The organism is Streptosporangium album (assembly GCF_014203795.1).
In the GTDB taxonomy this organism is placed as follows: Bacteria; Actinomycetota; Actinomycetes; order Streptosporangiales; family Streptosporangiaceae; genus Streptosporangium; species Streptosporangium album.
Genome location: NZ_JACHJU010000007.1, coordinates 140,773 through 152,034, shown reverse-complemented (window position 1 = coordinate 152,034; position 11,262 = coordinate 140,773). Strand labels below are relative to the sequence as shown.

The window sequence follows — 11,262 nt, the reverse complement described above, 5'->3', positions numbered from 1 at the left end:
AGGAATGGGCGTATGCGTTTGAAGGACAAGGTCGCCGTGGTGACCGGCGCCGCGCAGGGCATCGGCCGCTCGATCGCCGAGCTGTACGCGCGTGAGGGCGCCCGGGTCGCGGTGGTCGACGTGCGGGGGGACGCCGCGGAGAAGGTGGCCGCGGGCATCCGCGAGGCGGGCGGCGACGCACTCGCCGTGACCTGCGACGTGTCGAGTCGGTCGGCGGTGAACCACGCGGCCGGGGCCGTCAAGGCGGCATACGGGCCGATCGACATCCTGGTGAACAACGCCGGCGTCACCCGCCCGGCGATGTTGCACAAGATGACCGATGAGGAGTGGGAGCTGGTCCTCGCGGTCCACCTCTATGGCTCGTTCTACTGGCTGCAGGCCGTGGTCCACGACATGATCGAGCGGGAGCAGGGGCGGATCATCTTCTCCTCCTCCTCGACGGCGCAGAACGGCTCCATCGGGCAGATCAACTACGCCGCCGCGAAGTCGGGAATGCTCGGCATGGTCCGCACCGCCGCACGCGAGCTCGGCCGCTACAACGTCCTCGTCAACGCGGTGGCCCCTGCGGCAGCGACCGAGATGACGCTCAAGGTGCGCACCGATCCGCGCTTCGCCGACGGCATCAAGCGCCTGCCGCTACGCCGCTACGCCGACCCCGACGAGATCGCGCCGACCTTCGTGTACCTCGCCTCCGACGCGGCCAGCTATGTCACCGGTCAGGTGATCTCGGTGGACGGCGGCGGGATGATGGTGCGTTGACGGTGACGGCGAGCCTGAGGCGGCGCCCGCTCGACGGAGTACGGGTGGTCACCTTCGCGCAGCTGTACCAGGGCCCGTACGCGACGATGCTGCTCGCCGTCCGGCTGTCCCGGGCGCTGGCCACCCGTACGTACACGCAGTGGCAGGAGACATTCGACCGGATCGGGGTGCCCGCCGGCCCGGTCCACCGGCTGGACGAGGTCCCGCACGACCCGCACGTGCTGGCACGCCAGGCGATCCGGTCCCTGGACGGCCGCCCACGGCGGCGGTACGTGCGCCAGCCACTGCGGCTGAGCGGGTACTCCGCGCATGACCCCGCCCCGGCTCCCCGCCTGGGGGAACACACCGCTTCGCTCCTTCGCGAGCTGGACACATCACCGCATCCCGAGGAGGTAACCGAGCCATGACCGCGACCACAAGACGACCAGCACTCGACCGGCTGCTCTCGCCACGCTCGATCGCGATGGTGGGCGCATCGAACAGCCCGACCCGCATCGGAGGTACCGTCTTCGCCAATCTGCTCCGCGCCTTCCCCGGAGACGTTTACCCCATCAATCCCAAGGACGAGGTGGTCCAGAACCGCCCGGCGTTCCGTACCGTCAGCGAGCTGCCGGAGGCCGTCGACATGGCGGTGATCGCGGTGCCCGCTCCGGCCGTGGTCGGCGTGGTCGCCGAGTGCGCCGCCCGGGGCATCGGTGGTGCGACGGTCATCACCTCGGGCTTCGCCGAGGCCGGTCCTGAAGGACGCGCCCTTCAGGACCGGCTCACCGAGGTGTCGCGCGAGACCGGCATCCGCGTTGTCGGCCCGAACTGCATCGGCTACATGAACGCGCACGAGGGGGTGATGGCGAACTTCATGATGACCGTGGACCAGCCGTTGCCGCAGCCGGGACCGGTGGCGCTCGTCTCGCAGAGCGGCGGCTTCGGTTCGTACATCACCAACAAGGCGGTCCTGGCCGGGCTGCGGCTGGGCTGGTTCGTCTCGACCGGCAACGAGGCCGACGTGAACGTGGCGAACGTGCTGCGCCACCTTGTGGAGCGACCCGAGGTGGGGGTGCTCCTCTCGTTCGTCGAAACTCTGCGCGACCCCGAGGTCTTCGTCGAGACCGCCTGCCGCGCCGCCGAACTGGACAAGCCGCTGGTGCTGCTCAAGGCCGGCCGTTCCGAGGAGGCGGCGCGGGCGGCGATGAGCCACACCGCCTCGATCGTGGGCTCGGCCCAGGTCCTGGACGCGGTCTGCCGGCAATACGGCGTCTTCGTCGCCTCCACCATGGAGGAGCTGCTCGACTTCGGCACCATCTTCCAGGACGGTCGACGCGCCCGCGGTAACCGGGTGATCGTGATGACCTCGTCGGGAGGCGCCGGGGTGCTGCTCGCCGACGAGGCGGGGCAGGCAGGGCTGTCAGTGCCGGAACTGCCCAAGGAGGAGCAGACGGCGCTGGCCGCCGACATGCCCCTGCCCTTCTACGGCAGTACGGTCAACCCGGTGGACACCACCGCGCAGACCACCGCGATGCCCGACGCCTACCGCAAGGTGCTCAACAGGGTCGCCGCCAGCCCGTCCGCCGACATGGTGGCCGCGGTCACCTGGGCGGGGCCCGGGCCGGGCAACGACGCGATCGTCGAGATGTACCAGAACACCGACAAGCCGGTGGCGATCCTCTCCACGGCCTGGAGCGAGCAGTTCCAGCAGGCCGGCGTGCCCACCTATACCGACCCACGCCGGGCGATGGCCGCACTGGCCGCGCTCGCCAGGCAGTCGGCCCGCCGCCCGCTACCGCCCGACCCGGCTCGGTTCACCGCCGACGCCGACCGGGTGCGACGGGTACGCGAGCTGATCGCCGGGACGGGCGGGGAGACGACGCTGCTGGAGTCGACCGGCAAGAGCATCCTGGCGATGTACGGCGTCCCGGTGACCCGCGAGGAACTGGTGACCGACGTGGACGGCGCGGTCGAGGCGGCCGAGCGCGTCGGCGGACCGGTGGCGATCAAGGTGATGTCGTACCAGCTTCCACACAAGTCCGACGTGGGAGCGATCAGGCTCGGATTACGCGGCCCCGACGCGGTCCGCGCCGGATACCGGGAGATGCTCGCCGAGGTCGCCCGCCGGGCGCCGGACGCGGTCGTCGAGGGTGTGCTCGTCCAACAGATGGCGCCCGCCCGGCTTGAGCTGACCTGTGGATTGCAGCGTGACCCGGTCTTCGGGCCCATGGTCGCGCTCGGGCTCGGCGGGGTCCTGGTGGAGGTGCTGAGCGAGGCCGTGCTGCTCCGCCCGCCGTTCGACGCGGACACCGCGCGGGCGGCGCTGGGCGAGCTGCTCGGCGGACGCCTGGTGACCGGGCGGCGCGGCCTGTCCGAGGCGGAGCAGCAGGCGGCGGCCCAGGTCATGGCCGGCCTCGGCGTCCTCGCACTGGAGCTGGACGAGGTGACCGAGGTCGACGTCAACCCGCTGCGCGTCGCCGACGGCGTGGTGCTCGCGGCCGACGCGCTGATCGTGGTGGACCATGGCTGACCGCCGCGACCTCATCGGCCACGCGTACACGCCGTACACCTTCCCGGTGGAGCACGGCAAGGTGCGCGAGTTCGCCCTCGCCGTCAAGGACGACGACCCGGTGTACCGCGACGTCGGCGTGGCGCGATCCGTCGGATACCGGCACCTGCCGATGCCACCGACCTTCTCCGCGGTGACCTCCCACTGGGCTGTCCGGGACGAGGACGTGCTCCGGCTGGACCTGCGGAGGGTGCTGGCGGGCGGCGCGGAATGGGAGTACCTGGGCGACGTCGTCGCCGGTGACGTGCTGACCGTACGGGCGCACATCGCCGACGTGCAGGAGAAGACCGGGAGCCGCGGCCCGATGACGCTGCTGATCACCGAGTACGACTTCGTCAACCAACACGAGGAGACCGTGATGCGGGTCCGCAGCACGGTGATCGAAATGGGGGAGCAGTGACCGAATCGGACACCGTGCCGTTCGGCCTGGTGGTGGACGCCCCGGACCACCGGGTCGGTCCGCTGACGCGCACCGACTTCGTCCGGTACGCCGGAGCCGGAGGGGACTTCAACCCGATCCACCACGACGAGACATTCGCTCGCGCCGCCGGATATCCGTCGGTGTTCGGGCACGGGCTGCTCACCGCCGGGATCCTCGGCGGCTACGCCGCCTCCTGGCTCGGCCGCCGGAACCTGCGCCGGTTCACGGTCCGGTACATGGGACAGGTCTGGCCTGGCGACACGCTGGTGCTCAGCGGTGAAGTGCTCCGCACCAGGACCGGCCCGGACGGTGTCACCGAGGTCGAGGTGGGGCTCGCGGTGCACAGCGAAGCCGAAGCGGGCGAGCCGAGGCTCGTGCTCCGCGGTGGCGCGACCGCCGTCTACCCCTCCTCGGACGAAGCCGTTCACCCCTCCCAGCCGGAAGGGGGACGGTCATGACCGGATTCGCGCCGCATCGCGAGTACACCGACCGGCTCGGCACCGGGAGCGTGCCGTACCAGACCTGCGACGGATGCCTGTCCGCCGTGTTTCCTCCCCGGGTGATCTGCCCGAGGTGCGGGGCCACCGAGCTGCGCTGGAGTGAGAGCGCCGGGCTCGGCACGGTCTACTCGATCAGCGTCATCTCCCCGCGCGACGCCCTGCCGTACCCCGTCGTGCTGGTCGACCTGGACGAGGGGTTCCGGATGATGAGCACGGTGGTGGAGATCCCCGCCGAGGACGTGCGGATCGGGGCGCGAGTGCGCGCCCGTGTCGACCAGGACGGGCCGTCCGGGCCCCGGGTCGTGTTCGCGGCCGAGGGCCGATCGGAAGGAGAGTCATGAGCTTGCCTGATCTGCGGGGCGCCACCGCGATCGTGGGAGTCGCCGAGTCAGACCTGGGTGAGGTGGGACCTGACAGATACGCCATCGAACTGGCGGCTCAGGCCGCAGGCGCCGCGCTCGCCGAGGCGGGCCTGAATACCCGGGACGTGGACGGGCTGTTCTGCGCCATCGCCGGGCGGGGGATGGCACCGCTCGACGTGGCCGAATACCTGGGCGTCCGGCCCCGGTACACCGACGGCACGATGGTCGGCGGCAGCTCGTTCATCTCGCATCTGCACCATGCCGCGCTGGCCATCACGACCGGAGCGTGCGACGTCGCACTGATCGTCTACGGCAGCACCGCCCGCTCGGACAGCGGGCGCGGCCGGCTCCCCTCCGGCCCACCGGAACTGCCCTCCTACGAGGCCGCGTACCGGCCGCGCATGCCGATCACCGGGTACGCGCTGGCCGCCGCCCGGCACATGCACCAGTACGGCACCACCCGCACCCACCTGGCCGAGGTGGCGGTCGCCGCCCGGCGATGGGCGGCGCTCAACCCCAAGGCGTTCGTCCGTGACCCGCTGACCATCGACGAGGTCCTGGCCAGCCGGATCGTCTCCAGCCCGCTGTCGTCACTGGACTGCTGCCTGGTCACCGACGGCGGCGGGGCGGTCGTGGTGACCAGCGCCGAGCGGGCCCGGGACCTGCCCCGCCCGCCGGTGTACCTGCTCGGCGCGGGAGAGGCGCACTGGCATCGCACCATCTCCCAGATGCCCGACCTGACCGTCACCGCCGCGACCGAGTCCTCGACCCGCGCGTACGCGATGGCGGGGGTCGGGCCGCGGGACGTCGACGGCGTGCAGCTCTACGACGCGTTCACCATCAACACCATCCTGTTCCTCGAAGACCTGGGCTTCTGCGCCAAGGGAGAGGGCGGCGACTTCGTCTCCGGCGGGCGGATCGCGCCGGGCGGCGCGCTGCCGGTCAACACCAACGGCGGCGGGCTGTCCTACTGCCACCCGGGGATGTATGGCATCTTCCCCCTCATCGAAGCGACACGTCAGATCCGGGGCGAGGCGGGCGAGCGGCAGCAACCCGGCGTTTCGATCGCCCTCACGCACGGCAATGGCGGTCAGCTGTCCAGCCAGGTGACCGCAATTCTCGGAGGGCAGGAGACCTTGTGAGCACTGTCCTTACCCATCGCGATGGCTCCGTGCTGACCGTGACGCTCAACCGTCCCGAGTCGCTCAACGCGCTGGACGCCGAGACCCTGTACGCGCTTGCGGATGCCTGGCACGAGGCGGCAGACCCGGAGATCCGGGCGGTCGTCGTCACCGGAAGCGGCCGGGGTTTCTGCGCGGGCGCCGACCTGCGCTCGCCAAGGGACTCCTCCCGGCCGGGCAGCAGCGGGCTGCGGCACACCTATCACCCGCATGTGCTGGCGATGGCCGCGCTGGAGAAGCCCGTGATCGCCGCCGTGAACGGGCCCGCCGCCGGGGCGGGGTTGTCCCTGGCCGCCGCCGCCGACGTGCGGATCGCCGCCGAAACGGCCAAGTTCGTCCCGGCCTTCACGGCGGTCGGCCTGGTGCCCGACGCCGGTGGAGCGTATTTCCTGCCGCGCCTGCTCGGATACGCCCGCGCGTACGAATGGCTGGCCACCGGCCGGCCGGTGGGCGCCGAAGAGGCCCTCGGGTGGGGGCTCGTCTCCGAGGTGGTCCCCAACGACGAGCTGCTTCCCCGCGCCACCCGGCTCGCCCACCAGATGGCCGGTATGCCGGGGGTCGCGGTGGGACTCACCAAGCGGCTGCTCGACTACGGCCTGACTCGCGGGCTGGCCGAACTACTGGACGAAGAAGCCCGCGCGCAGGCGATCGCCCTCGCCGATCCCGCGCGGCAGCGGGCCCGCGCCGAGATGGTCAGCCGCCTTTCCGCTACCAAGGAGGACCGATGAGCGACTACAAGACGTTGCTGGTGACCGTGGACGATGGGCTCGCCACCATCGCGTTGAACCGGCCCGAGCGGTTGAACGCGATCGGAGGTGGACTGGAGCAGGAGCTGGCCAGGGCGCTGGCGGACGTCGCCGGGGACCCGGCGGTGCGGGCCGTGCTGGTACGGGGCGAAGGGCGGGCGTTCTGCGTCGGCGGCGACGTCAAGGAGATGGCCGGACGCGCCGAGGACGAGGTCGGGCCGAGCCCAGGCCAGCAGGTCTACCAACTCCTGCACGGCCGCCGCATCCTTGACGCCATCCTGTCGGTGCCGCAGCCGATCGTCGCGGCCGTGCACGGGTACGCGATGGGGCTGGGCGCGACGATCGCGCTGTTCTGCGACGTCGTGATCGCCGCCGAGGACGCGCAATTCGCCGACACCCATGTCGCGGTCGGGCTCGTCGCCGGCGACGGAGGAGCCGTGGCGTGGCCGCTGGCGATGCCGCTCGGCGCGGCCAGGTACTACCTGATGACCGGGGACCGGCTCGACGGGGTCGAGGCGGCCCGGCTGGGCCTCGCCCTGCGCGCCGTGCCGGCCGGTGAGCTGCTCGACGAGGCGACGGCGATCGCACGCCGGTTGGCCGCCGCCGCACCCCTGGCGGTCCAGGGGACCAAGGCGACGGTCAACAAGATCGTGCGGGAGCGGATGAATCTGCTGCTCGACCTGGGGCTGGTCCTGGAGGGCGGCACCTTCGTCAGCGACGACCACAAGGAGGCGGCCGCCGCGTTCGTGGAGAAGCGCGCGCCCGTCTTCCGGGGGCGGTGACCCATGAAGATCGTGGTCTGTGTGAAGTACGTCCCCGACATGAGCTCCCAGCCCAGGTTCACCGCTGAACACAGGGTCGACCGTGCGGGCGGTCAGCTCTCCGAACTGGATGAGTACGCCGTCGAGCAGGCGCTCCGCGTCGTGGACGCCGTGCCGGGCACGCATGTCACCCACCTGACCGTCGGGCCGCCCGCCGCGGCGGAGGCGCTGCGCAAGGCGCTCGCGATGGGAGGGGACGCGGCGGTGCACGTCAGCGACGAGGCGATCGCCGGTTCCGACGCGCCCGCCACCGCGCTGATCCTCGCCGCCGCGTTGCGCCGCCTTGAGCCGGATCTCGTGCTGTGCGCGATGGCGTCCACCGACAGTGGCACCTCGCTGGTGCCGGCGATGCTCGCCGAGCACCTGGAGCTGCCCCAGCTCACATTCGCAGGCGAGGTGACCTTCGAACCGACCGGGGGAACCGTACGCGTCCGACGTGACACCGCTCAGGAGGTGCGGCACCTGGAGGCGGCGCTGCCCGCCGTGGTGTCGGTGACCGACCGCATCGGCGAGCCGCGATACCCGTCGTTCAAGGGGATCATGGCGGCGAAGAAGAAGTCGCTGGAGACCTGGACCCTCGCGGACCTCGGGGTACCCGCCGATCAGGTGGGCGCCGCGGCCCGGACGGTGGTCGACGAGATCACGGCCCGCCCCGCCCGTGCCGCCGGGACGATCGTGCCCGACGACGGCGAGGGCGGACGGCTGCTCGCCGATTTCCTGTCCACGCAGAAGTTCATCTGAGGAAGGGATAGCTGTGTCAGGGGTTCTGGTGCTCGTCGGGCACATCGCGGGACAGGTCAGCAGGTCCAGTCTGGAACTGCTCACCCTGGCCCGCAGGCTCGGCAATCCGATCGCCGTCTGCGCCGGTACGGCGGATGACGAGGTCGTCAAGACACTCGGCCGGTACGGCGCCGAGCGGGTCCACCTGATCGAGTCGGACGAACTGGAGGAGTACCCGGTGGCCTGGGTGCGGGCCGTCGCCGACCTCGCCGCCGACGTGCAGCCGCAGGCCGTGCTGACGGAGTCCACCCCCGACGGACGAGAGATCGCGGCACGCCTGGCAGTACGGCTGGGCGGCGGCGTGCTCACCGACGCCGTGGACGTCCAGGCTGGTCCGCTCGGCCCGGTCGTCACCCAGTGGGCCTTCGCGGCGGGCTACACGGTCACCTCCAGGGTGGTACGCGGCATCCCGATCATCGCCGTCAAGTCCAACGCCGTCGTGCCCGCGGAGGCGCCGGTCACGCCGTCGATCACCCGGAGCGGCCTCCAACTCGACGAGGCGGCCCGGCGGACCCGGGTCCTGTCGCGTACGGTCCGGGAGAGCACCGGCCGGCCGCAGCTGACCGAGGCCGACATCGTGGTGTCCGGTGGCCGCGGCCTGGGCGGAGCCGAGCAGTTCGAACTCATCGAGAACCTCGCCGACGCCCTGGGCGGCGCAGTCGGCGCCTCCCGGGCGGCGGTCGACTCGGGCTGGTACGCGCATGCGCATCAGGTGGGACAGACTGGTGTCACCGTCTCACCGCAGCTCTACATCGCCGTCGGCATCTCCGGCGCGATCCAGCACCGCGCCGGAATGCAGACCAGCAAGACGATCGTGGCGGTGAACAAGGATCCAGACGCGCCCATCTTCGAGCTGGCCGACTACGGCGTCGTCGGCGACCTGTTCCAGGTGATGCCCCAGCTGGTGGACGAGATCGCACGGCGGCGGGCCTAGATGACCGGCTTTCGGGGGCTATCACGCGAAGTCAAGATCCTGACCGCCGTCGCGTTCACCGTCGCGGTCGGCTTTGGCATCCAGTCGCCGGCCATCCCGGTCTTCGCCAGTCAATTCGGGGTGGGCAGCACGGCGGTCGGCGCGCTGGTGTCGGCCTTCGCGTTCATGCGCCTGGCCACCGGGCTGCCCGGCGGGCTGCTGGTCAACCGGTTCGGCGAACGCACGGTACTCACCACCGGGATGGCGATGCTCGCGGTGACCAGTGTGCTCGCCGGGCTGTCCTGGAACTTCCCGCTGCTGCTCATCTTCCGGGGCATCTGCGGGATCGGCTCGGCGATGTACACGGTCTCGGCGATGAGCCTGCTGCTGCGGGTGACGCCGGCGTCGCGCCTGGGCCGGGCCACCGGGCTTTTCCAGGGCGGCTACTACCTCGGTACGGTGGCCGGTCCGGCCCTGGGCGGCGGACTGCTCGGCATTTCGCCTCGGCTGCCGTTCTTCGTGTACGGCATAGCGGTCGCGATCGCCGGGGGCATCGCGACGTTTACGCTGGCACGGGCCGCGCGGGCCAGGGATTCCGGACAGACGACCGGCGCCCGGTGGCAACGGATATCGGTCGCTCACGCACTGGGGTACCAGTCCTATCGGGCCGCGCTGACCACGAACTTCGGGCTCGGATGGGCGGTGTTCGGGGTACGTGTCTCGGTGCTGCCGCTCTTTCTCCTCCACGTGCTGCAGGCCGACCCAGGCTGGATCGGAGTGGGCTTGGCGGTCGGTGCGGTACTACAGGCGGTCACCCTGCCGCTCGCCGGCAGGGTAGCCGACGTGTGGGGGCGCCGGGTGTCGCTGATCGCGGGGGAAGGCCTGATCTTCGGCAGCCTCATCATGGTCACGGCCTGGCAGGCATTGCCGGGGTACCTGGCAACCTTCGCGCTGATGGGCTTCGGTACCGCCTTCTGCACCACCGGCGGCGCGGCCGCCGTCGGCGACGTCACCCAGGGCCGTGGCGGCACCGCGGTGGCCACCTATCAGATGGCCGCCGATCTCGGCATGGTCGTCGGTCCGCTGGTGGCTGGGCAGATCGCTTCGGCCTACTCATACCAGACCGCCTTCGTCGCTACGGCTGTCGTGGTGCTGGTCGGGCTGGTGATGGCGGTGGCGATTCCCCGGCTGCTGGGCCCGAACATGAGAGCCGAACCGGCCGAGGGGTGACGCTATTGACCCGGACCGGATGGACCGAGTTCTACCGCTGTCGTGGGCTTGTCCCGGCATCCTGTTGGCCAGGCCGTAGTGGTCGGGGTGGATGTGGGTGACGAGGACGGCCCGCACGTCGCCTATTGGGTGGCCGGCCTGATCGAGGCCGTGGAGAAGCGCGTTCCATGCCTCGTCGGTGTCCCACCCCGCGTCGATGAGGGCAATCCCGTCAGTGAGCTCCAGCGCGTACACCGGGGGTCGGCCAGAACGCTCCCGGCATTGCGGACTCCACGGACCGGGTGGGGGAGCAGTGGAAGCCGCAGTCATTATGAGTGTTGATCGACTGCTCGCACCGAAGTCGTCGCCCGGTCGTGTGCTGGTGCCGGAGGCGCCCGGCCACGCGGGCCAGGTGGCTGCGCAACACGACCTGACGGTGACTGGTCCGTGATCTCGCATGGTCTGCGAGATCACGGACCAGGGTGTCGTTTTCAGCGGGGCGCCTCGGTGGCTTCGTGGGGCACCGGCGGGCGATAGAACCCGGCGAGCATGGCGCTGCCGCCGGCGAGCCCTCCGGCGACCGATATGAGCAGCCCCCACCCGCCGCCCAGCCGCAGCCCTATCGCGTGGTCGAGCGACCACTGCCCGGGCCCGATGGTCGCTATGCCCACTGCGGTCGCCGCGAGGATCAGGTTGTATTCCCAGCCGTTGTTCGCGCTGAAGAAGCCGTTGGCGCGATGAACCGTCCATGCCGCGACCAGCATGAGTCCGACGAAGCCGGCTGCGGCCAGCGGTGTGAGCAGGCCCACCGCAAGCAGCAGGCCCGCGCCGATCTCGGCGCCGGCTGCGGACACCGCGTGCAGTCGGCCCGGTCGCATGCCGAGGCCCTCGAACCAGCGCGCCGTCCCGGCGATCCGGCCGCCGCGGAAGAACTTGTAGTAGCCGTGGGCCGCGAGTGTCAGGCCGGCGATGACACGCACGAGCAAGGTACCGAGGGCGATCATGTCCACGGCCGGGTC

14 protein-coding genes are annotated in these 11,262 nt (G+C 71.0%); 12 read left to right on the top strand and 2 right to left on the bottom strand.

All coding sequences use genetic code 11. From position 1 onward, the window contains the following. The first annotated feature begins 12 nt into the window (after nt 1-12). The 12 genes from FHR32_RS41465 to FHR32_RS41410 are packed head-to-tail and all read left to right on the top strand — an operon-like array spanning nt 13 to nt 10,264. A complete protein-coding gene (locus tag FHR32_RS41465) occupies nt 13-759 on the top strand; it encodes an SDR family NAD(P)-dependent oxidoreductase (RefSeq protein WP_184760076.1) in 747 nt (248 codons plus the stop codon). A 2-nt stretch (nt 760-761) separates the two neighbouring features. Then, nucleotides 762-1,166: a CoA transferase gene (locus tag FHR32_RS41460; RefSeq protein ID WP_184760075.1), complete on the top strand. Its 405-nt coding sequence runs from the start codon at nt 762-764 to the stop codon at nt 1,164-1,166. Continuing rightward, nucleotides 1,163-3,271, top strand: a complete 2,109-nt coding sequence (locus FHR32_RS41455) for an acetate--CoA ligase family protein (protein ID WP_184760074.1) — start codon at nt 1,163-1,165, stop codon at nt 3,269-3,271. Before FHR32_RS41460 ends, FHR32_RS41455 begins: the two co-directional genes overlap by 4 nt. Then, the gene (locus tag FHR32_RS41450; protein ID WP_184760073.1) at nt 3,264-3,710 is read left to right on the top strand and encodes an FAS1-like dehydratase domain-containing protein; all 447 of its coding nucleotides are present in this window, start codon (nt 3,264-3,266) and stop codon (nt 3,708-3,710) included. The genes FHR32_RS41455 and FHR32_RS41450 overlap by 8 nt, the downstream gene beginning before the upstream one ends. After that, complete coding sequence (locus FHR32_RS41445) at nt 3,707-4,189, top strand: MaoC/PaaZ C-terminal domain-containing protein (RefSeq protein WP_184760072.1); 483 nt, start codon at nt 3,707-3,709, stop codon at nt 4,187-4,189. The genes FHR32_RS41450 and FHR32_RS41445 overlap by 4 nt, the downstream gene beginning before the upstream one ends. Beyond that, entirely contained in the window at nt 4,186-4,572 is a 387-nt protein-coding gene (locus FHR32_RS41440) for a Zn-ribbon domain-containing OB-fold protein (protein WP_184760071.1), read from the top strand. Before FHR32_RS41445 ends, FHR32_RS41440 begins: the two co-directional genes overlap by 4 nt. Then, entirely contained in the window at nt 4,569-5,735 is a 1,167-nt protein-coding gene (locus FHR32_RS41435) for an acetyl-CoA acetyltransferase (protein WP_184760070.1), read from the top strand. The genes FHR32_RS41440 and FHR32_RS41435 overlap by 4 nt, the downstream gene beginning before the upstream one ends. After that, nucleotides 5,732-6,502 carry an enoyl-CoA hydratase/isomerase family protein gene (locus tag FHR32_RS41430; protein ID WP_184760069.1) on the top strand — a complete coding sequence of 257 codons (771 nt, stop codon included), beginning with the start codon at nt 5,732-5,734 and terminating at the stop codon, nt 6,500-6,502. The genes FHR32_RS41435 and FHR32_RS41430 overlap by 4 nt, the downstream gene beginning before the upstream one ends. Next, nucleotides 6,499-7,302: an enoyl-CoA hydratase/isomerase family protein gene (locus FHR32_RS41425; RefSeq protein ID WP_184760068.1), complete on the top strand. Its 804-nt coding sequence runs from the start codon at nt 6,499-6,501 to the stop codon at nt 7,300-7,302. The genes FHR32_RS41430 and FHR32_RS41425 overlap by 4 nt, the downstream gene beginning before the upstream one ends. A gap of 3 nt (nt 7,303-7,305) precedes the next feature. Further along, entirely contained in the window at nt 7,306-8,082 is a 777-nt protein-coding gene (locus FHR32_RS41420) for an electron transfer flavoprotein subunit beta/FixA family protein (protein WP_184760067.1), read from the top strand. A gap of 13 nt (nt 8,083-8,095) precedes the next feature. Beyond that, on the top strand, nt 8,096-9,055 hold the full coding sequence (locus FHR32_RS41415; protein WP_184760066.1) for an electron transfer flavoprotein subunit alpha/FixB family protein: 960 nt from the start codon (nt 8,096-8,098) through the stop codon (nt 9,053-9,055). Further along, nucleotides 9,056-10,264 carry an MFS transporter gene (locus FHR32_RS41410; RefSeq protein ID WP_184760065.1) on the top strand — a complete coding sequence of 403 codons (1,209 nt, stop codon included), beginning with the start codon at nt 9,056-9,058 and terminating at the stop codon, nt 10,262-10,264. Here FHR32_RS41410 and FHR32_RS41405 read toward each other — a convergent pair. Continuing rightward, the gene (locus tag FHR32_RS41405; RefSeq protein ID WP_184760064.1) at nt 10,148-10,573 is read right to left on the bottom strand and encodes an MBL fold metallo-hydrolase; all 426 of its coding nucleotides are present in this window, start codon (nt 10,571-10,573) and stop codon (nt 10,148-10,150) included. The genes FHR32_RS41410 and FHR32_RS41405 overlap by 117 nt on opposite strands. A 161-nt stretch (nt 10,574-10,734) precedes the next feature. Then, nucleotides 10,735-11,247 (bottom strand): DoxX family protein, encoded by a 513-nt coding sequence (locus tag FHR32_RS41400; protein ID WP_184760098.1) that lies wholly within the window; start codon nt 11,245-11,247, stop codon nt 10,735-10,737. Nucleotides 11,248-11,262: the final 15 nt, after the last annotated feature.

Bases quoted from the DNA above. Each gene is read 5' to 3' on its own strand.
- FHR32_RS41405 (WP_184760064.1), bottom strand. From the start codon at position 10,573: ATGACTGCGGCTTCCACTGCTCCCCCACCCGGTCCGTGGAGTCCGCAA.
- FHR32_RS41450 (WP_184760073.1), top strand. From the start codon at position 3,264: ATGGCTGACCGCCGCGACCTCATCGGCCACGCGTACACGCCGTACACC.
- FHR32_RS41455 (WP_184760074.1), top strand. From the start codon at position 1,163: ATGACCGCGACCACAAGACGACCAGCACTCGACCGGCTGCTCTCGCCA.
- FHR32_RS41410 (WP_184760065.1), top strand. From the start codon at position 9,056: ATGACCGGCTTTCGGGGGCTATCACGCGAAGTCAAGATCCTGACCGCC.
- FHR32_RS41400 (WP_184760098.1), bottom strand. From the start codon at position 11,247: ATGATCGCCCTCGGTACCTTGCTCGTGCGTGTCATCGCCGGCCTGACA.
- FHR32_RS41420 (WP_184760067.1), top strand. From the start codon at position 7,306: ATGAAGATCGTGGTCTGTGTGAAGTACGTCCCCGACATGAGCTCCCAG.
- FHR32_RS41440 (WP_184760071.1), top strand. From the start codon at position 4,186: ATGACCGGATTCGCGCCGCATCGCGAGTACACCGACCGGCTCGGCACC.
- FHR32_RS41465 (WP_184760076.1), top strand. From the start codon at position 13: ATGCGTTTGAAGGACAAGGTCGCCGTGGTGACCGGCGCCGCGCAGGGC.
- FHR32_RS41435 (WP_184760070.1), top strand. From the start codon at position 4,569: ATGAGCTTGCCTGATCTGCGGGGCGCCACCGCGATCGTGGGAGTCGCC.
- FHR32_RS41425 (WP_184760068.1), top strand. From the start codon at position 6,499: ATGAGCGACTACAAGACGTTGCTGGTGACCGTGGACGATGGGCTCGCC.